Consider the following 20,709-nt stretch of genomic DNA (forward strand, 5'->3'; position numbering starts at 1 on the left):
TAAACGAGGAAACTGATACCATGACCCTTGCTGAGACTCAACCCCAGGCGTTAGATTTTGAATGCGAAACGGGTAATTACCATACGTTTTGCCCCATTAGCTGTGTTGCCTGGTTGTATCAAAAAATTGAAGATAGCTTCTTTCTGGTAATTGGTACCAAGACATGTGGCTATTTCTTGCAAAATGCGATGGGGGTGATGATTTTCGCCGAACCGCGTTATGCCATGGCAGAACTGGAAGAAGGCGATATTTCTGCCCAGTTGAATGATTACGAAGAATTAAAGCGCTTGTGTACGCAAATTAAACGCGATCGCAATCCTTCGGTCATCGTCTGGATTGGCACCTGCACCACCGAAATTATCAAAATGGATCTGGAAGGTCTGGCTCCTAAGTTAGAAGCTGAGATCGGCATTCCGATTGTGGTCGCGCGCGCCAATGGGCTAGATTATGCCTTTACCCAAGGTGAAGATACAGTGCTGGCAGCGATGGCGGCGCGTTGCCCTAGCAAAGAACAAGAATCAGAAAAAGAAGAACGCAATGCGATCGCCAAACTGCTGAACTTTGGTCGCAAAAAAGAAGACGTGGCAGCTGACGAATCTGAATATGCCGATCATCCACCCCTCGTACTCTTCGGCTCTCTGCCTGATCCAGTCGTCACCCAATTGACATTGGAGTTGAAAAAGCATGGTGTCAAAGTGTCAGGCTGGTTGCCAGCCAAGCGCTTTACTGAACTGCCTACTCTAGAAGAAGGGTACTACGTTTCTGGCGTGAATCCATTTCTGTCGCGCACAGCCACAACCCTGATGCGCCGACGCAAATGCAAACTCATTGGCGCACCCTTCCCCATCGGTCCCGATGGCACCCGCGCCTGGATTGAAAAAATTTGCTCCGTTTTTGGTATAGAACCCAAAGGTTTGGATGAACGCGAAGCCCAAATCTGGGAAAGCCTGGAAGATTACGTCAAACTTATTCGCGGCAAGTCGGTGTTCTTTATGGGCGATAACCTGCTAGAAATCTCTCTAGCACGGTTCCTGGTGCGATGCGGCATGACGGTTCCTGAAATCGGCATCCCCTATATGGACAAGCGCTATCAAGCGGCTGAACTCTCTCTGCTTGAGAAAACGTGTCACGACATGGGTGTACCATTGCCCCGCATCATTGAAAAGCCCGACAACTACAACCAGATCCAGCGCATCTACGACCTCAAGCCCGACCTGGTCATCACTGGAATGGCACACGCCAATCCTTTAGAAGCACGCGGTATCAATACTAAGTGGTCGGTGGAGTTCACCTTTGCCCAGATTCACGGCTTTACCAATGCGCGCGACATTTTGGAACTGGCAACCCGTCCACTGCGCCGCAATAATTCGCTGAAAGACCTGGGCTGGAGTAAGTTAGTCAAAGAAGAAGCAAATGTCTAAAAAATAGGCGTTGCTGATTTGGGCGGATTGACTGACCAATCTCTGTAAGGGCAGATCTAGCCAGTCTCTGATCACTATTTTTTTGTGGCGCGGGCGTCGCCCGCGCCACAAAAATCATTACATGAATACCATCACTCAGAATTCAGACCAGGATTCAGCAATACCAAAAAGTAACACAGGGGTCTACGGTGTTGCTCCAGGCTGCGTAGTCAGTAGTGTTAGTTGGTGGTGCGAATTACGACTGCACCATCAAACGCTAAGAATGCTGATAAAAATAAGTTGAATAACTTTGGGGAGAGTGCGGCGAAGCCGCACTCTCCCCAAAAGTTATGGTTTTTAATTTGGTAAGGATCCTGGGGCGTGCTTTAAAGCTCGCTAAGAAGGTTGTTTTTTCGGGTGCTTCGCGCCCGAAAAAACAACTTTTAAAGCACACCCTAAGGTGATAAACCAAAACAATCACAAACCTAATGTTTAGAAAGTACGTGCTTTCGGTGCATTTTTTCTAAACTTTTTTCTAAACATTAGGTGTTTTATTTTATCTGGGTACTTGTGGTTATCTTGATAGAGCGTCGGTAGCTGGCGTATAAATACGAATATTAACGTATGGCAAGGTCAGTATGAGAGTTAATAGTCTGCTGGGCGTATTGCTCATTCTGGGTTCAGTTGCTTATTTCGCCATATCTGTGGGTCAGATTAGTGCAGCGTTCAAAGCAGACCGCTCTGACGATGCCCTGATTCGTGTCCTACAGTTGAGTTTTGCGCCGCTGATGTTGTTTATATCAGGGGGAATTCTCTTTTTTCACGGGTGGCGGCAAGACCCACTGTTAATGTTTAAGGATCTGTTGATGAGTATTTTGATTGGTTATCTGATGGTTGTCGATTTGAAGAAATCAAACCGTATATCTTAACCCTCAGATTAAGCTTGTGCTTGGAATAAGGTAGCATTACAGATTGACTGACCCTAGAACTTGAATCGTAGAGACTGTCCATGCTAAACATTCCTCAACTGCTAGCAGACGAACTTTCCCTCAGACCCGGACAAATTGAAAATGCGCTGCAACTGTTTGCGGAGGGGGCAACGATTCCGTTTATTGCCCGATATCGCAAAGAACGCACGGGGGAAATGAATGAAATTCAGTTGAGAGATTTGTTTGATCGCTACACCTATTTGACGGAACTGGAGGAGCGCAAGCAGTCGATCTTAGAGGCGATCGCCCAGCAAGGGAAGCTAACCGATGAGTTGAAAGGGCAGATTGAAGCCTGTCTGCAAAAAAATGAACTGGAAGATCTCTATTTACCCTACCGTCCCAAACGTCGCACCCGAGCCACTATTGCTAGAGAAAAGGGGCTGGAACCCCTGGCAGCCTGGATTAAATCACTGAATCAAACAGGAAAAACCGTCACTGCGCTGGAGCCAGAAGCTGAAACCTATATTGCGGAAGAGAAGGGGGTTAAAACCGTTGAAGAGGCTCTTAATGGTGCGTCTGATATTCTGGCAGAAGCTGTGGCAGAAACCGCAGAGTATCGAGCATTTCTGCGCGATTATCTGATGGAAAACGGGGTGTTTACGTCGCACATGAAAGGTGACGTTGCCGACGGTACGACGAAGTATGAAATGTATCGCAATTTTCAGGCAAAGGTGAAGGCGATCGCTCCCCACAATTTGCTGGCACTATGCCGGGGTGAAACTGAGGGTGTGCTGGCGTTTGACCTGGCATTTGATGAAGACGCTGTGTTGTCCTATTTGGAATCTGAAGAGATTCAAACTAACGTCAAACCCGTGCGTGTCTTTTATCGCGCCATGCTAAAAGATGCCTTCAATCGGCTGATGAAAAATTCGTTGATCAGTGAAGTACGAGCAGCCAAAAAACTTGAAGCCGATATTGAATCGATCAAAACCTTTGAAACCAATCTACGTGAGTTATTGCTGTCGGCTCCGGCGGGGATGAAACCCACCCTGGCAATTGATCCAGGCTTCCGCACGGGCTGCAAAGTATCGGTGTTGGATCAGACGGGTAAGTTTTTAGAATACCAAACCATCTTTCCACATCAATCAGAAAACCAGCGCGCCCAGGCCGCTCGCACCCTGACCCAACTAATTGAAAAGTATCACGTTGAGTTGATTGCTATTGGCAATGGCACAGCAGGACGGGAAACCGATGAATTTGTTACCCTTGTCCTGCAATCGCTAGACCGCAAGCCGGTTAAGGTGATGGTGAATGAATCAGGCGCGTCGATTTATTCTGCGAGTGATGTCGCGATCGCCGAGTTTCCTGATTTTGATATCACGGTGCGAGGTGCCATCAGCATTGGTCGCCGCTTGCAAGATCCGTTAGCCGAACTGGTGAAAATCGATCCCAAATCTATTGGGGTTGGGCAGTATCAGCATGATGTCGATCAAAAATTGCTCAAGAAAAAGCTTGATGAAACGGTTGAAAGCTGTGTTAACTACGTGGGTGTCGATCTCAATTTGGCATCTAAAGAACTGCTGACCTTTGTCTCTGGCATCACCCCCACGATCGCCAATAATATTGTTGCCTATCGCAATAGCAACGGGGCTTTCAGCGATCGCCGTCAACTCCTAAAAGTCCCCAAGCTGGGACCGAAAGCCTTTGAACAAGCGGCTGGATTTCTGCGCATCCGGTCAGGCAAAAATCCGTTAGATAACACTGCCGTTCATCCTGAAAGTTATAAAGTCGTGGAGGCGATCGCCACCGACCTACAAGTACCCTTGACTCAAATTACGCAGATTCCTGCCCAACTCAAACCTGCCGATCTAAAAAAATACGTCACCGATACCATTGGCGAACCGACCCTGCGCGACATTCTGGCAGAACTGGAAAAGCCGGGACGCGACCCCCGCGCCGAATTCAAATATGCCACGTTCAAAGAAGGGGTGAAAGAAATCAACGACCTGCAAGTAGGCATGGAATTGGAAGGCATCATCACCAACGTTGCTAACTTTGGAGCGTTTGTTGATATTGGTGTCCATCAGGATGGACTGATTCATGTCTCCCAACTCTCCAACCAATTTGTCAAAGATCCGAAAGAAGTTGTGAAAGTTGGACAGGTCGTAAACGTGCGCGTTTTGGAGGTAAACGAAGCCCTCAAACGCATCAGCCTATCGATGAAATCGGCGGAAGCCGGAGCTGCCAAAGGCAGCAAAGACACCGCAGTTGCCAAAATCAACAAAGAAGCGGGAACACCCAAAATTAACAAAAAAGAACCGAAGAAAGAATCGAATCTCCGCTCAGAATCAAAGCCTGCCACATTGGAGGATCTAAAAGCAAAGTTTGGCAAAAAGAGATAGCTGTTTACTATCAGGATAAATTGAGGTGAAACCTTCGGTTTCACCTCAATTTATCTCCAAAATCATCAACGCTAAACCAAGATTCAAAATACTAAAAGTTAGGTACGAACGACAAACTTTGCAATATCCGCAACAGCACCCATCCCCATCCCAAAGTCACACCATTGGTCAACAGGCTGAGAATGCCTGCCTGTCGCCATGACACCACATCTCGATTGAGCGAGGCAAGTAACCAAGCTTCATACAGCATCACAATAATTACTGCAATCAAGCGTGGACTAGGAACCCAGTGTATTTGGTAAAGGGAGTTAACTGAGAAAATTACACTCATTCCCCAAAGTAGTGCCAAACCATATAGACCAATTAGTAAAACAAAATAAAAAAATACTTTCTGCCAACTATTTTGAGCACGGTTCATTCTCAAAATAAAACTACAACTACCCAGCAACGTAAGGGTAATGATGGATAGAACCACACTAATAAAAAAATCGCCAGAACGATAAGACTGATAAACAAATATTCCAGTCAGTACCGTGATCAATCCAGCCAAACAGATACTGATTAACAAAATGACTTTGCCTGCTCCTTGCCACCCTCTTGTTTTGGAATAAATCATGATCAAAATAAAGGTACATATTATGGCTAAGAGTCCCATCGGTGGAAAGCTATGTAGCCAAAGAAGACGACTCAAATATGATTCTGTCAGGTATAAGACTAATAATCCAAAGTGAAAGAACATGATCCCTATCAAGATAGAAACACGAAAAACTCTCCAACTTTGGGTTTCAGAGTTTTCAGCAATTAGAAGTAGGGCATATATGATGGCAACGCTTAGCCACATAACACCAAGAAATACAGCAGAGTTTTCCTGAAACGGAAGCAGCACAAGATTAAATGTAACTGGAGTGCTCAAAACATTTCCTAAGCCAATCGTAGTCAAGGTTTTACGAACAACTTGCCCACTAGTGTGCGATCGCCATAAGTACACCAGGGCAACAAACATCTCAATACATAAGATGAGTACTAGAGCAATCCAAAACGACGGACAAGACCAAAACCAACGCCAGTAAATATCGGGAAAAAATAAGGGCAGATTGGTGTCTGGAACTAGCGACAAACTAGAAGCGTTGACTTTTACTACCCAATACCGACTCTCAAAAATCGAAAAAGTATCGCTAACCCGTAGGCGATCGGAAAATTGTCCGATGAGTTTAACTGAACTATTAGAGTAAAAAACGTAAGTGTCATTGGCATAAGCATTTCGAACATCTTCAACCGCAAGACAAATATTGTCGCGGCAATTAAATTCAAAGGTATCTATGTTGTGAATCTGTTTCAGGCAACCAGGGTCGTAGCACTGTCCAGATTGACCGATCAATCTTTCCTTTGATGCATTAATCTCAACAATCTGAACTCCTAACAATATTCCGTGTGATGATTCATCAGCAAAACTAAACCAGTGATCGTCGAACCACCAGTTATGATCAGCCTGAGCAATCCCAGGGGTTAATCCGATCGCCAATACCGCGCAAAACAGGGCGATCGCCCATCTCAAACGACGCAACCAAATCTGCCTGAAAAATGACAGCATCATAGGCACCAGGTGAAGGACAGGGGATGCGCTGCATTTTGACCTGGTTTCACTCAGACTAATGCCAAATCATTGCACTGCGATCGCCCTATCTCTCATTCGTAGGAATTACCATTTTTTTGGATGTTGCTGATTTTGGGGATGAATTTGAACGCGAAACCAGAGGTTTCGCGTTCAAATTCATCCCCAAAATCAGCGATACCACTCTGAAACACCCTCTCAAACATGTAGCGTTACTGGATTGAATGGGAATACTGGGAAAAAGGCTCAAGCCGTCAAGCGCGAATTTTCTAATATGTGGCACAGAGTCAAAAACTCTATTCTCAGCCTCAAGACCTATGGCATTCTCAGTCCTGATTTACGAGTGCGTCAGGACGTGAATCGCTTACTCCGCGATCGCCCTTCTTTAAGTGCGGATGAATGGTTTGAGCTGCACTGCAAGCCACTGGGCATTCGCACCGCTGTTGCCCACTTTGCCTATAGCCATCTTGCTAAATATTCGGGACTAAAATTTTCGAAGGTCTATCCCAGCGATCGCCTGGAAGAAGATTTGTCGTGGACTCAGGTGTGTTGGTTTGACTGGGAAATTAATCTCTGTGATGACTTTTACAGATGCTTTGAAATCGATATTAGCGATCGCTTATACGACTGCAACCCAATAACCATAAAGGATTTGCTGCTATTTCTCAATTCCCTATTTGACGACTCTCACACGTAGAGATCAGGGGGGTGGCTCGGTGGTATGGTTGCTACATCACAATTCTCAGTTGGGTGAAGTACAAGTTGTCGTGTGGATAGTCTTAAAAATTACTCCATGAATACCACTACCGTCGTGTGAGAGCATTGCGGAGCGAGGCTCCCACACGACAACCATACTCTATCCAGGTGTGACGCGCTTTATAAACAAACAGGTGGCGCGTTCCAACGGAACGCGCCACCTGTTTGACCTATCACCCGATCTGACTCGATTGGGTAAACCTATAAATTGAGTTTAATCTGTTTCTGTATAAATACGTAGAAAATTATTCGTAAGTGATACCATCGGGAAGAATAGCTCCCGTCAAGTTAGCGTTGAGGAAGTTAACTTGATTCAGGTTGGCACTAATTAATACAGCTTCCGATAAATCTGCCTCGCTCAGATTTGCCCAACATAATTTGGCACGATAAAAGTTAGTCTTACAAAGATTGGCACCCCGCAGGGAAGACCAGCTTAAGTTTGCGCCCCGAATGTTAGCCCGGTTGAGGTTGGCATTCATTAAATTGACGCTAATCAACTTGCATCGACTCAGATCAGCATCACTTAAGTTGGCTTCTTCCAGGCTAGCGCCATTGAGTAAAGCATTGACCAAAATTGCCCCTTCTAAATTTGCCTCACTCAGCGTGGCATTGGTGAGATTGGCACCATCTAAAACGGCTCTGGAAAGGTCGCAGGCGATCAACTTTGCTCGACTCATGCTGGCTTCGCTCAAATTGGCTTCGCTCAAATTTGCCCGACTCAAAATTGCCTCTGCCAGATTTGCCTCGATCAACACGGCTTGACGCAAATCTGCCTCTACCAGCTTGGCACTGCGTAAACCTGTCCCGGTCATATTAGCTCGTTGCAGCAATGCCTGACTCAGATCTACCCCGATGAGGTTTGCCTCGCTGAGGTTGGCGTGTTGCAAATCTGTGCCCACTAACTTGGCTTCTCGCAAGTTAGACGAACTCAAATCTGCACCCTGTAAATTTGCACCTGAAAGATCAGCCCCCCGTAAATTGGCATTCCTTAGGTCTTTACCATTGAGATCTATGCCGACCAGATCCGCCTGCCTAAAATCTCTCAGCCCTGCTGTATAGCGTTGCAGCAGTTCTTCCGCATGCATGGTTAAAATCTCTTTCACTTTAATAAGAGTGTTACCTACTATTCTTAGATTGCCCAGTGATATCCTGAATTGCCCAAAGACACTTCCCTATAGCTTTTAACCTATCAGAACAGACCTCGTCGGGATAAACTATGCAAAAATTTTCTTCCAAGAATTTTTTATAATGACAAGTATGCACTACAAAAATACAGTTTTTGCTTCCTCGATTCCGGAAATTTATCAGAGCAATTCACCAAACACCAGCAAACTTGTTGCTGGATCGGGAGCCTGACCTACTGAGGATCACACTTTAGAGAAACCCGAACGTTTAGGTTGGGAAGCGTGTCGTCGCAGTGCTTTCAAACAAATCTTCGGTCTGACTACATCCACAATCCTCAATAAGCGGATGGATTTGGGCGTGAACCCAAAGGGTTCACGCCCAAATTCAGCCCAACATTAGCACTGCCAAATGCCACCTGGCAAAATAAATTGGGTGTAAAACGGAAAGGAAGCAGGACAGATTTGGTGAGCTCAGAACGTCTTATTGTTTTCACTCGCTACCCACACCCCGGTCAAACTAAAACTCGTCTGATTCCGGCGTTGGGTGCGGCAGGTGCAGCCCAATTACAACGGCAGATGACCGAACATACGCTGGCGCAAGCACAAGCCTTATCGGGGTCGGTTTCGGTGGAGGTGCAGTTTGCAGGCGGCAGTCCGCAATTGATGCAAGACTGGCTGGGATCGCAGTTTTGCTATCAGCCGCAGGCAGCAGGCGATTTAGGATCGCGGTTGGATCAGGCATTTAGCGCGGCTTTTGTGGCAGGCTGTGAACGGGCGATCGCCATTGGGATTGATTGTCCTGAGTTAGATAGCGCCACGATGCGGCGAGCGCTGGATCAGTTGCATCACTACGATGTGGTGCTGGGGCCAGCGACAGATGGGGGCTATTACTTGATTGGGCTGCGGCGTCCGGTGCCAGAGGTATTTGCTGGAATCCGTTGGGGTACCTCTGAGGTGCTTCAACAGACGGTGGCGATCGCGCAACAGTTGGGATTGGCGATCGCATATCTAGATCCCCTGACGGACGTCGATCGCCCGGAAGATTTAGTCGTCTGGCAACGTGTCCAGACCCAGATGCAGGCATCAGCGTCAGCCCATATATCCGTGATTATTCCGGTATTGAATGAGGCAACACTGATTGCTGAAACGATCCAACGATTACAGGGGCAATCGACGGTAGAGCTGATTATTGTCGATGGTGGCAGTCAGGATGAAACGGTGGCGATCGCCCACTCGTTGGGAGCATCCGTGATTCAAACGACTCCGGGACGCGCCCACCAGATGAATGTTGGAGCGCAGGCAGCAAGCGGTGACATTTTGCTGTTTTTGCATGGTGATACATGCTTGCCACCCAATTTCGCGACGTTGATTGATCAAACATTGGCTCAACCCGGTGTGGTCGCTGCCGCGTTTGAACTTGCCATTGCCGCAGAGATGCCGGGATTGCGATGGGTAGAATGGGGCGTCAAGTGGCGATCGCGTCTCTGGCAACTGCCCTATGGGGATCAAGCGATTTTCCTGACGGCACAGATGTTTCATCAGGTGGGTGGTTTTCCGGAACTGCCGATTATGGAAGACTTTGAGCTAATCCGACGGCTACAAAAGCGGGGACGAATTGCGATCGCTCCGGCTGCGGTGCTGACATCTGGACGTCGATGGCAAAAATTGGGCATCCTGAAAACCACGCTTGTGAACCAATGGGTGGTTATCGGTTATCTGTTGGGCATGTCTCCGAGCCAGATTCAGACCTGGTATAGAGCCAGCCAAAAGACGGATTAAATGTTAAGGAACACAAATTAATTAAAACCCGGACGTTTATGTTTGGAAGCGCGGCGGAGCCGCGCTTCCAAACATAGACGTCCGGGTTTATTAAATCCACGATCCATAAGTATGGAATTTGATGAAAGTGCCGCGCAGAGCGCGGCACTTTCATCAAATTCCATACCGGAATGAGGTTGTGTGAGAACCCTTGTCCTAATCAACCCCTTGACGGCTGCATGTGTTTATAAAATCCAGGTTTTCAGACAAGCAGCCGTAACCTGTTTTTTTTGCATCCTGTATACAATAGAAAAGGGAACGCAATCTCAAGGAGTCGAAACGGTGGTTCTCTCAGCCAAAAACGTACAGCGAAGTAAATCGCTTCACGAACAGATTTATCAAGCTCTACGGGAAAGCATTTTATCGGGAGATCTGGCTCCAGGCGATCGCCTGGTTGAGTTGCAAATCGCGGAGCAGTTGAATGTCAGTCGTACCCCCATTCGGGAAGCCATTCGACAATTGCAACGCGAAGAACTCGTGACCGCAGACGAAATGGGTTGGTTGCGAGTCACCACCTTGTCTACCGCAGAAACTATGCATTTGTATGATTGCCGCATTGCTCTAGAAGCGTTGGCAGTCAGAGGGGCGTGTGAAAATGCCAGTGAGTTTCAATTGCAGCAATTGCAAAGCTATATTGTTAAAGCCGGTCAACTCAGCACCCAGACGGCAGGCAATAGCTCTGATTTGCTAGAAGTCGATTATCAATTTCATGTGGCGATCGCCCACAGTTCGGGGAATACGTGCCTGGTTTCGTTGCTCGATCAAGTCTTTGGCAAAATGGCATTAATGCGCGCCCAGACGACTCGCCACAATCCCCGCGTGCTGGAGATTCGAGACGAACATCAAACCATCTATGACGCGATCGCCCAGGCTCGTCGATCTCATGACACGGATGACATAGACGCTGCCGTTCAAGCCATACAATCACACCTGACGGCTAGTAAAGCCAGAGTCGCACACGAATTAGCAAGCCTTCAGCATCAGCGATAACCATAATCTGGCGCTTCGCAACTGAATAGATTGTCTGGTTTGAGAGAGCCGCGCTCGGCGCGGCTCTCTCAAACCCTCTTACAAAACGTAGTGTTGGTGATATTAGTTGCTGGCAGCGATCGCGGTTTGGGTCGCGTCACAATCGAGCTTCAGCACTAAGACCGCTAACGGTGGCAAGCACAGGTCAATGGAATAGGGACGGTTGTGGTAAGACCACTCATCCGACCATTTGCCGCCCAGATTGCCCATATTGCTGCCGCCGTATTCCCGCGAGTCGCTATTAAACAACTCTTTGTAAAATCCGGGTTCTGGCACACCCACACGATAGTGAGAATGAGGCTGGGGAGTAAAGTTGCAAACGGTAATGACACATTCGGAAGAGTCTTTTGCTTTGCGGATAAACGACACCACACTATGGCGATTGTCGCTACAATCAATCCACTCAAACCCGTCATAGCTAAAGTCCTGGCTATAGAGAGCCGCTTCCGTGCGATATAACTCGTTCAACTTACTAAAGAAGTGTTTGAGTTTTTGGTGCGGTTCAAACTGAAGCAATTGCCATTCCAGGTCGCCCCACACGTTCCACTCACTCCACTGCCCAAACTCCATACTCATAAACAGAGTTTTCTTACCGGGGTGGGTAAACATGTAAGAAAATAGGCATCGCAAGTTGGCAAACTTTTGCCACTCATCCCCTGGCATTTTGCCAATCATGTTGCTCTTGCCATGCACCACTTCATCATGGGAGAGCGCCAGCATGAAGTTTTCGCTGAAGGCATACATGATGCTGAAGGTGACGTTGTTCTGGTGAAATTGGCGGAACCACGGATCCATGTTGAAGTAATCCAGCATGTCGTGCATCCAACCCATATTCCACTTCAGGTTAAAGCCCAACCCCCCCACATACGTGGGCCAGGACACCATCGGCCATGCAGTTGATTCTTCGGCAATAGTTAATACGCCGGGAAAATAGCTGAAAACTAGATGGTTCATCTGGCGCAAAAAGTCTGCGGCTTCGATGTTTTCCCGACCCCCATATTGGTTGGTAACCCATTCCCCTTCTTTGCGGCAATAGTCCAGGTAGAGCATAGAGGCGACCGCATCGACTCGAATTCCGTCGATATGATACTTGTCAAACCAAAATAGAGCGTTAGCAACCAGAAAGTTACGAACTTCGTTGCGGGCGTAGTTAAACACCAGCGTGCCCCATTCTTTGTGTTCGCCTTTACGCGGATCGGCATGTTCATAGAGGGCAGTACCATCAAAGAATGCCAGCCCGTGCCCGTCTTTCGGGAAATGACCCGGAACCCAGTCTACAATCACGCCAATGCCGTTTTGGTGGCACTGATCAACAAAGTACATAAAGTCTTGAGGTGTTCCGTAGCGGGAGGTGCAGGCATAGTAGCCCGTCACCTGGTAGCCCCATGAGCCATCAAAGGGATGTTCTGCAATGGGCAGAAGCTCGATGTGGGTGAAGCCTAATTCTTTGACATAGGGAATGAGTTTGTCAGCCAGTTCGCGATAAGTCAGGAACCGGGCACCGGGTTTAAGATCGGCGACGATGACTGCCGGGGCTTCGGTGCCATCGGGATATTGGTAAGGTTCTGCGGAAGACGCATGCAGCCAGGAACCGAGATGAACTTCGTAAACTGAAACGGGATGGGTCAGGGGTTCTGTATGCCGACGCTGTTCCATCCATGCGCCATCATGCCATTGATAGGCATCCAGATCGGCGACGATGGAAGCCGTTTTGGGTCGAACTTCCTGCTGAAAGCCGTAGGGATCTGACTTTTCGTAGATATGTCCTTCCCAATTTTTAATTTCAAATTTATAGGCTTCGCCCACGCCAATATCGGGGATGAAGATTTCCCAAATGCCATTATCTCGTTTGCGCATCTGGTGCTTGCGCCCATCCCAACTGTTGAAGTTGCCGAGTACAGACGCATTACGCGCATTAGGTGCCCAAACAGCAAAGTAAACGCCTTTGACACCCTCGACTTCTGTCAGGTGTGCGCCCAGTTTTTCGTAAATCCGGTGGTGATTGCCTTCAGAAAAGATATGAATATCAAAATCTGTGAGCAGGGGTGAACGGAAGGCGTAAGGGTCGTATGTGATGCGTTCATGCTCGCCTTCTTTGATCTTCAGTTGATAGTTTGCTAACTTTTCAACCTCTAAAATTGCCTCAAAGAAGTGAGGATTGTGGCTCGACTGCATCGGATATTCTTGCCGTTCCTCTGGACAGACCACCCACGCTGCTTCGGCATTTGGCAGATAAGCACGCACGACCCAAACGGTTTTGCCGTTTTGTTCGATTTGATGGGGTCCCAAAACTTCATAGGGGTCGTGGTGCTGATTCCAAACGATCCGTTCAATCTGGTCTGGAGCAACGGTCATTGTCATGTAACTTACCTGCCTAATCTATATGAAAATTGTGAACTGGAAGATGTTAAGGATAAGGATTCCATGCGGTCAGCAGCGGGTCAATTTGAGAACTGCGTGTCTGCATTGGGTGGTTGAAGCTTATCAGGGATTTGCAGAATATGCCTTGCGATCGCCCTCCTGCGAAACATTTGCACTATCCAGGCTGGTTGCCGGAGTTGTAAAGTTATGTATAAAGTTATTGAAAATTATGTAATAAACCGTAGCAAATTACGGCTAAACTCTCAAACTTTATTTGGCAGATTTCTTACAAAAAGCTACTGATAATAGTTTTAATGCTACGGATAGACCGAGTGAATTGCTCGGCGAAGTGTCATCCCCACCTGGAAAATCAGCCTTAAGATGGCAAATTCAATAAAATCTAGTGTTGCAAACACGAAATTTTGCAACATGGGGGTTTGGGGGCTGCGCCCCCAAGAGGGGATTTTACCCCCTCCACCCCCTCTAAAACTTTAAGTTGGTGTACTAGACGGCGTTGCCAGCATGGCAACGCTGCCCTGACAAAAACAAACCTGGCGGGTTATCAACTCTCCGATCCATTCGACACGGCAATAGATTAAGCAATACGATATTTTTTTGACTTTATCCTCTTTTGACCATACCTGTTTTTGACAACACATAGGCTAAGGACTTTGGCTGAACTATTTTAGGGATATAGCAATTCTTAAGGGCGCGACGTCCATTGGCGAGAGCCGATGGAACAAACTTGTAAAAAGTATCTGACATTTCTCGCAGTTTACCGCCAGGTGGAGTAAGTTATTCTGAACTAGTGATTTGTCAAAACTGGGGTAAGCATGGAACTGGCATCTCGGCTGAGTCAGGTTGCGCCGTCAATTACTCTCGCGATCGCAGCGAAAGCGAAAGCCTTAAAAGCAGATGGGGTCGATGTTTGTAGCTTTAGTGCAGGGGAGCCAGATTTTGATACCCCCAAACATATTGTTGAAGCGGCTAAGGTAGCACTCGACCAGGGTAAAACTCGTTATGGAGCGGCGGCAGGGGAGCCAGGGTTGCGGCAGGCGATCGCCACCAAACTGCAAAATGATAATCAACTCTGCTATGGCTCAGACAATGTGGTGGTTACCAATGGTGGTAAGCAGTCTTTATTCAACCTGATGTTGGCGTTGATTAATCCGGGTGACGAGGTGATTATTCCCTCTCCCTATTGGCTCAGCTATCCGGAGATGGTGCGGCTGGCAGAAGGGGTGCCGGTGATTTTGTCCACTACGGTAGAAAGTGGCTTCAAAATGACGCCAGACCAGTTACGTCAGGCTATTACACCTAAAACTAAGTTGTTGGTGTTTAATTCGCCGTCTAACCCCACCGGCATGGTGTACACACCCGATGAGGTCAGGGCGATCGCGGCGGTGATCGTCGAAAAAGATATTTGGGTGGTGGCTGACGAGATTTACGAAAAAATTCTCTACGACGGGGCAACTCATCTCAGCATTGGGGCAGTGGGACCGGAGATTTACGAACGAACCGTGGTCAGTAGTGGGTTTGCTAAAACCTATGCGATGACGGGGTGGCGAATTGGATTTTTGGCAGGGCCGGTGCCGCTGATTCGGGCAGTCACGACAGTTCAAAGCCACAGCACCTCCAACGTTTGCACGTTTGCTCAATATGGGGCGATCGCCGCTTATCAAGGCTCTCAAGACTGCGTTCACGAAATGCTGAGTGCGTTTTCAGCCCGTCGGCAGGTGATGTTGAAGGCGCTCAATACTATTCCGGGGCTAACCTGTCCTAAACCCGATGGGGCATTCTATATGTTTGCTGATGTCAGCAAAACAGGGATGACGTCACTGGAATTTTGTAACCAACTTTTGGAAACCCAACAAGTTGCAGCGGTTCCAGGCATTGCTTTTGGGGCAGATGACTGTGTCCGGTTTTCCTACGCAACGGGCATGGACACGATTGAAAAAGGCATGGAACGTCTGGCTAAATTTGTGGAATCTGTAATTTAAGGCTTCGATCAAAGTGATGTGAGGAAAAACTACGCTCCGCGTAGTTTTTCCTCACATCACTCTATTGACAGCACTTCACGCTTGGATATGGTTAGATTTTTTGTTGTGTGCCGCGCTCCGCGCGGCACACAACAAAAAATCTGTGGCTGAAGCAATTGAAAATGGCTGTAAGACCTGGATGAGGTTGAGCGATCGCCCGTCAGGTGCCAGGAAGATGGCGGAGATGATCGGGAAGATGATAGCGATCGCCTAACACTTCTAGCAACGGACCATGTTCACCAAATTCGATGATGCTAACCGAAGCAACCAGGGCATTAATGCGATCGCGATAGCGTCCTAAATCAATTCCTAGCAAATTGCACAAAATGATCCGAATGGTGGCTTTATGGGAGACGACTAGAACGTTGCCTGACGAATATTTTTCGGTGATTTCGGCGATCACTAGCGAAGCACGACTGGCAATTTCGATCGCCGTTTCACCGCCCGTGGGTGCATTCCATGCCGGTTCGGTCATCCAACGAATATATTCCTCCAAAAAATGTTGTTTGACATGCTCTTGAGTCTGCCCTTCCCATTCGCCATAGTGGATTTCTTTTAATCCATCGCGCAGCTGCATGGATAGTCCTGTTGCCTGACATAACGGCTGGGCTGTCGCGATCGTGCGTTTCATCGGGCTAACGTAAACCGCCGTCCAGGGGATGGCAGCATAGGTGTTGGCAAACGCTTCTGCCATTTCTACCCCGACGGGTGTTAAATCGGGATCGAGTGCGCCACAGTAGCCGCCGGTTTTGCTATAGGGTGTTTCCCCATGTCTCAGCAGATAGAGTCTTAAGCCCATTGTCTCCACTCCGGTAACGGTATTAGAAGCGGTTTGAAAAGTCCCACTATAACGCTACAGGCTCAGAACCGGGATGGTGATGGGTAGAAAAACGACGCTCCCCCAGACCTCCGAGGTTTGAAAACCTCGGAGGTCTCATTATTTGACGGATAACCCTGCGGTTGCCTGAACGTAGTCTTTGAGTTCGATGGGCACAGGAACAACCTGCCAGATGTCGTGACAATATTCGCGAATGGCACGGTCTGAGGAAAATTTGCCAATACGAGCCACATTAAGAATTGCCATGCGTGTCCATTGGTCGGGGTCGCGATAGGCTTGCCCGACTCGTGCTTGGCAATTGATATACGCCTGGTAGTCGGCAAATAGGAGATAGGGATCGCTCTGTAACAGGGAATCGACCAGGGGTTTAAATAGAGTGCGATCGCCTTGAGAGAAGTAGCCAGAGGCAATCAAATCGATCACGTCTTTTAATCGCGGATTGCTGTTGTAGTAATCCCAGGGATTGTAGCCGCTCGATTTAAGCGTTTGCACCTGGTCTGCGGTCAAGCCAAACAGAAAGAAATTGTCTGCGCCTACTTCTTCTCGAATTTCTACATTGGCACCATCTAAAGTACCAATGGTAAGCGCACCGTTCATAGAAAACTTCATATTGCCCGTTCCAGAGGCTTCCTTTCCGGCAGTCGAAATTTGCTCAGACAGGTCAGCGGCGGGATAAATGCGTTGACTATTGGTGACGTTGTAATCGGGAATAAAAACGACTTTAAGGCGATCGCTAACGTCAGGGTCACGGTTGACGATATCGGCGACAGAATTGATCAACTTGATGATCAGTTTTGCCATGAAGTAGCCCGGAGCAGCTTTTCCACCAAAAATAAAGGTACGGGGGGTGATATCAAGGCTGGGATTGCGTTTGATCTGGTTGTAAAGCGTAATAATATGCAACACATTTAGATGTTGACGCTTGTATTCATGAATGCGCTTAACTTGAATGTCAAACAAAGAGTCGGGGTTGACCAATACCCCTTGCTGTCGATGAATTCGGGTTGCCAGGTCACATTTAACCGCCTGTTTGATCTGTCGCCATTCATGGCGAAATTCAGCATCTTCAATGAATGCTTCGAGTTGCTGTAAATCTTCTAGGCGTTTGATCCAACTATCGCCAATCTTGCGGGTGATCAGTGCCGTTAATCGAGGATTGCTGACGACTATCCACCGACGCGGAGTGACCCCATTGGTTTTATTACTAAATTTTTCTGGAGACAGTTCGTAAAAATCTTTCAGTACCGTTTGTTTTAATAATTCCGTATGTAATGCTGCCACCCCATTAATCGCAAAACTGCCCACACATGCCAGATTCGCCATACGAACATAGCGATCGCCCGTTTCATCAATCAGTGACAACCGCGAGACTTTGCCACTATCCCCCAAATACTTGATCCGCACCTGGTCTAAAAATCGTCGGTTGATTTCATAAATGATTTGCAAATGCCGGGGTAATAATCGACCAAACAGATCAACTGACCATTTTTCTAACGCTTCGGGCAATAACGTGTGATTGGTATAGGCAAAGGTGTGCTGGGTAATATGCCATGCTCGATCCCACTCAATATGGTGTTCATCTACCAGTAATCGCATTAACTCAGCCACCCCTATAGACGGATGGGTATCATTCAACTGAACCGTAAATTTTTCGTGGAAGGTGTCCAGGCTCTGTCCTGCAAACAGGTGAATCCGGATCATGTCCTGCAACGAACAAGAGACAAAGAAATATTGTTGTTCTAACCGTAACTGCTTACCTTGAATGGCTTCGTCATTGGGATAGAGAACTTTAGTCACGTTTTCGGAGATAACTTTTTTGTTAACCGCGCCGTAATAATCGCCCACATTAAACGCCTGAAAGTCAAAAGATTCAGGGGCTTCAGCTTTCCAGAGCCGCAGCGTATTCGCCGTGTTGACGTGGTATCCCAGAATTGGTGTGTCGTAGGGAATGCCTTTGATCAGTTGGTTCGGAATCCAGCGGACTCGATAGATGCCGTGTTCGTCTGTATAGGCTTCGGTGTGACCGCCCCATTTCACACTGACCGATTGTTCGGGATGGGCGATCTCCCAGGGGTTGCCAAACTGCAACCATTTGTCTGTAATTTCGACCTGCCACCCATCCCGAATTTCCTGGTCAAAAATGCCAAATTCGTAACGGATGCCATAGCCGATCGCCGGGATTTCTAAGGTGGCTAGAGACTCCATATAACAGGCTGCCAGACGCCCTAACCCGCCATTACCCAGACCGGGTTCTTCTTCCTGGGCGATCAGTTCTTCCAGGTCTAACCCCGATTCGGTGACGGCTTGCCGAATTTGCGCTTCGATGCCTAAATTGACCAGATTTTTGGCGAGATGGGGTCCCAGCAAAAATTCCGCAGACAGGTAAGAAACCACCCGTACATCGCGTTTGAAATAGGTTTGCGTGGTCGTCAGCCAATGTTGTAACATGCGATCGCGCACCGTATACGCCAACGCCATGTAGTAATCATTGAGAGTGGCGATCGCCGGATATTTGCCTTGAATGTAAAAAAGATTATCGGCTAAAGCCCGTCGCAACGTTTCAATACTTAATCCCGTGCGATCATCTTCAATCTGGATTTGGAGTGGAGGCGTTGGATTAGCTGGATTCATGAGTTGATTCCATAACGTGCCATTTGACAAGAATCATACAAGGGTGGGGGACTATGCCGCTCGCGTAGACTGATCGGGATCGAGAAAAAATTATAGATAAAGAATCATTAAATACAGTTGCAGCTTCTTGAAACGGGACACTATGTTTTTCAAGATTTAATGCTGGTTTATCAGCACTGCCCATGTCACCTCTTATCCTCGTCTCGGTAATGGTTTAGATCTGATGTTTGGCAGGGCGTGCCGAAGGCGCGCCCTGCCAAACCTTGTCATCGATCGCGCTGGCAATGCCAGACGGCTGGATCGTATCCACAGTAGGGGGTTCACCGTTGTATCTGGAATTTCAACGCTGATTGATGATGATCTCTACTCTGGTTTATGGCTGGTGCGATCGCTGATGATCACACATTCAATACAATCCACGCTCCTTAGTCTGATCGGGTGATTTTGGGGCGATCGCAGACCTCAATCAGAACGGACTCTGTACAATATTTGAGTGCAGAGATTTGAGTTTAGAAGGTCAACGGCATCAAGACGGTCTGCTTATTTTCCTGTGGTTGGAGAGGTTTTATGGTAGAAGAGAGATTTATTAGAACGCTTGTTTTGTTTTGTATTCTCACGATTGTTTTTGGCATCATCGAACACTATTGGCCCAGCATTCCCAATCAGCCCCGCTTACGACGTGGGCTTGGGACAGACATTCTCTACTGGTTTGTGACGCCGATGGTGAGTCAAATCCTTGCTGTCATTGCTGCTTCGATTGTGCTGCTGCCCCTTTATCTATTGCTCGGCAGATCGATCGAATTGAATAGCATCCTGGCAGGGTATGGTCCTGCTGCTAAATTACCCCTGTGGCAACAAGGGTTAATCTTAATTGTTATCGGCGATTTTCTTGGCTATTGGACCCATCGGATCAACCATCGCTTTCCTTTCCTGTGGAACTTTCACGCCGTTCACCACAGTGCAGAAGTTGTCGATTGGCTGACGGCAGTTCGCATCCATCCCTTTAATGACATGTTTTCTAAGGGAATTAAGGTTGTGATCGTGATGTTGCTGGGGTTCTCCCCGGTTGCAGCCGACCTGTATACACCCATTCTGTCTAGCTACGTGGCGCTCATTCATGCGAACGTGCCCTGGGCATATGGCTCATTCCGGTATCTAATTGCCAGCCCTGCTTTCCATCGCTGGCACCATGAAATGGATGAAAAAGCATGGGGTAAAAACTACGCGGGGTTATTCCCGGTTTACGATTTGATTTTTGGCACATTCTATATGCCCCGTGACCAACAGCCTAAGGAATTTGGCATCTATGGGGAAACGATGACAGACAATTTCTTGGGTCAAATGATGTATCCCTTCCGCAATTGGAAATTCCCCAGACGAAATCTAAAGACGGGTGAGCCAGCTCAGTAGGCAAACTATCCACATCTCAATCTATAGCGCCGTGCAGGTTGATTCAGTACGGTGTTGTGGGGCGCTTCGCGCCCCACAACACCGTTTCTGTACTTAACTAACGTGCACACCGCTATAAAGAAACGGGAAGGGGCGATCGCCCCTTCCCGTTTCTTTATAGCGATTTACACTACCCAAGACCTTGGGGGTTTTCCAAAACCTCCGAGGTCTCAACGAGGTTTTAACTCAAAAAATTATTGAAAATGATTTGCAACTACGACATGGATATCGTATCTTGGAATGAGAGGCTTGCTTATTGACTCTCTTTATCAATAAGATTCGATGAAAAATTCTATCAAGATTTCGTAAACTGTCTTCGAG

General features: G+C 47.6%; 14 protein-coding genes. 8 read left to right on the top strand and 6 right to left on the bottom strand.

Features of this window, described 5'->3' with window-relative positions; genetic code table 11:
• Positions 1-20: 20 nt before the first annotated feature.
• The 3 genes from ACR6Z4_RS11240 (at position 21) to ACR6Z4_RS11250 (ending at position 4,731) form a co-directional block, all read left to right on the top strand.
• Complete coding sequence (locus ACR6Z4_RS11240) at positions 21-1,421, top strand: ferredoxin:protochlorophyllide reductase (ATP-dependent) subunit N (protein ID WP_479717357.1); 1,401 nt, start codon at positions 21-23, stop codon at positions 1,419-1,421.
• Positions 1,422-2,038: 617 nt separating this feature from the next.
• Positions 2,039-2,329: a hypothetical protein gene (locus ACR6Z4_RS11245; RefSeq protein ID WP_479717358.1), complete on the top strand. Its 291-nt coding sequence runs from the start codon at positions 2,039-2,041 to the stop codon at positions 2,327-2,329.
• Positions 2,330-2,409: 80 nt separating this feature from the next.
• Complete coding sequence (locus ACR6Z4_RS11250; RefSeq protein WP_479717359.1) at positions 2,410-4,731, top strand: Tex family protein; 2,322 nt, start codon at positions 2,410-2,412, stop codon at positions 4,729-4,731.
• A 91-nt stretch (positions 4,732-4,822) separates the two neighbouring features.
• Here the strand turns inward: ACR6Z4_RS11250 and ACR6Z4_RS11255 are convergent, their stop codons facing one another.
• Together ACR6Z4_RS11255 and ACR6Z4_RS11260 are read right to left on the bottom strand one after the other, a co-directional pair.
• Complete coding sequence (locus tag ACR6Z4_RS11255) at positions 4,823-6,253, bottom strand: hypothetical protein (protein ID WP_479717360.1); 1,431 nt, start codon at positions 6,251-6,253, stop codon at positions 4,823-4,825.
• Positions 6,216-6,359: a hypothetical protein gene (locus ACR6Z4_RS11260; protein ID WP_479717361.1), complete on the bottom strand. Its 144-nt coding sequence runs from the start codon at positions 6,357-6,359 to the stop codon at positions 6,216-6,218. The genes ACR6Z4_RS11255 and ACR6Z4_RS11260 overlap by 38 nt, the downstream gene beginning before the upstream one ends.
• A gap of 204 nt (positions 6,360-6,563) precedes the next feature.
• On the opposite strand from ACR6Z4_RS11260, the gene ACR6Z4_RS11265 reads away from it, so the two are divergent.
• On the top strand, positions 6,564-7,040 hold the full coding sequence (locus ACR6Z4_RS11265) for a hypothetical protein (RefSeq protein WP_479717362.1): 477 nt from the start codon (positions 6,564-6,566) through the stop codon (positions 7,038-7,040).
• A gap of 304 nt (positions 7,041-7,344) precedes the next feature.
• On the opposite strand, the gene ACR6Z4_RS11270 is transcribed toward ACR6Z4_RS11265, so the two are convergent.
• Positions 7,345-8,184: a pentapeptide repeat-containing protein gene (locus tag ACR6Z4_RS11270; RefSeq protein ID WP_479717363.1), complete on the bottom strand. Its 840-nt coding sequence runs from the start codon at positions 8,182-8,184 to the stop codon at positions 7,345-7,347.
• Between the two features lie 504 nt (positions 8,185-8,688).
• Between ACR6Z4_RS11270 and ACR6Z4_RS11275 the strand changes: the two genes are divergently transcribed.
• A complete protein-coding gene (locus ACR6Z4_RS11275; RefSeq protein ID WP_479717364.1) occupies positions 8,689-10,002 on the top strand; it encodes a TIGR04283 family arsenosugar biosynthesis glycosyltransferase in 1,314 nt (437 codons plus the stop codon).
• 321 nt (positions 10,003-10,323) lie between these two features.
• Complete coding sequence (locus tag ACR6Z4_RS11280; RefSeq protein WP_479717365.1) at positions 10,324-11,031, top strand: GntR family transcriptional regulator; 708 nt, start codon at positions 10,324-10,326, stop codon at positions 11,029-11,031.
• A 102-nt stretch (positions 11,032-11,133) separates the two neighbouring features.
• On the opposite strand, the gene glgB is transcribed toward ACR6Z4_RS11280, so the two are convergent.
• On the bottom strand, positions 11,134-13,431 hold the full coding sequence (glgB, locus tag ACR6Z4_RS11285) for a 1,4-alpha-glucan branching enzyme (protein WP_479717366.1): 2,298 nt from the start codon (positions 13,429-13,431) through the stop codon (positions 11,134-11,136).
• An 833-nt stretch (positions 13,432-14,264) separates the two neighbouring features.
• On the opposite strand from glgB, the gene ACR6Z4_RS11290 reads away from it, so the two are divergent.
• Positions 14,265-15,431, top strand: a complete 1,167-nt coding sequence (locus ACR6Z4_RS11290; RefSeq protein ID WP_479717367.1) for a pyridoxal phosphate-dependent aminotransferase — start codon at positions 14,265-14,267, stop codon at positions 15,429-15,431.
• A 199-nt stretch (positions 15,432-15,630) separates the two neighbouring features.
• Here ACR6Z4_RS11290 and ACR6Z4_RS11295 read toward each other — a convergent pair whose 3' ends face one another.
• Positions 15,631-16,269: a histidine phosphatase family protein gene (locus ACR6Z4_RS11295; protein WP_479717368.1), complete on the bottom strand. Its 639-nt coding sequence runs from the start codon at positions 16,267-16,269 to the stop codon at positions 15,631-15,633.
• A gap of 138 nt (positions 16,270-16,407) precedes the next feature.
• On the bottom strand, positions 16,408-18,939 hold the full coding sequence (locus ACR6Z4_RS11300) for a glycogen/starch/alpha-glucan phosphorylase (RefSeq protein ID WP_479717369.1): 2,532 nt from the start codon (positions 18,937-18,939) through the stop codon (positions 16,408-16,410).
• Between the two features lie 567 nt (positions 18,940-19,506).
• On the opposite strand from ACR6Z4_RS11300, the gene ACR6Z4_RS11305 reads away from it, so the two are divergent.
• Entirely contained in the window at positions 19,507-20,349 is an 843-nt protein-coding gene (locus ACR6Z4_RS11305; protein WP_479717370.1) for a sterol desaturase family protein, read from the top strand.
• Positions 20,350-20,709 lie beyond the last annotated feature (360 nt).

This window comes from Calyptranema fuscum S582 (genome assembly GCF_055793305.1).

Excerpts from the sequence above, each read along its gene's own strand:
- ACR6Z4_RS11290 (WP_479717367.1), top strand. The coding sequence starts at position 14,265 with ATGGAACTGGCATCTCGGCTGAGTCAGGTTGCGCCGTCAATTACTCTC.
- ACR6Z4_RS11305 (WP_479717370.1), top strand. The coding sequence starts at position 19,507 with ATGGTAGAAGAGAGATTTATTAGAACGCTTGTTTTGTTTTGTATTCTC.
- ACR6Z4_RS11245 (WP_479717358.1), top strand. The coding sequence starts at position 2,039 with ATGAGAGTTAATAGTCTGCTGGGCGTATTGCTCATTCTGGGTTCAGTT.
- ACR6Z4_RS11300 (WP_479717369.1), bottom strand. The coding sequence starts at position 18,939 with ATGAATCCAGCTAATCCAACGCCTCCACTCCAAATCCAGATTGAAGAT.
- ACR6Z4_RS11250 (WP_479717359.1), top strand. The coding sequence starts at position 2,410 with ATGCTAAACATTCCTCAACTGCTAGCAGACGAACTTTCCCTCAGACCC.
- glgB (WP_479717366.1), bottom strand. The coding sequence starts at position 13,431 with ATGACAATGACCGTTGCTCCAGACCAGATTGAACGGATCGTTTGGAAT.
- ACR6Z4_RS11260 (WP_479717361.1), bottom strand. The coding sequence starts at position 6,359 with ATGCAGCGCATCCCCTGTCCTTCACCTGGTGCCTATGATGCTGTCATT.
- ACR6Z4_RS11270 (WP_479717363.1), bottom strand. The coding sequence starts at position 8,184 with ATGCATGCGGAAGAACTGCTGCAACGCTATACAGCAGGGCTGAGAGAT.
- ACR6Z4_RS11240 (WP_479717357.1), top strand. The coding sequence starts at position 21 with ATGACCCTTGCTGAGACTCAACCCCAGGCGTTAGATTTTGAATGCGAA.
- ACR6Z4_RS11295 (WP_479717368.1), bottom strand. The coding sequence starts at position 16,269 with ATGGGCTTAAGACTCTATCTGCTGAGACATGGGGAAACACCCTATAGC.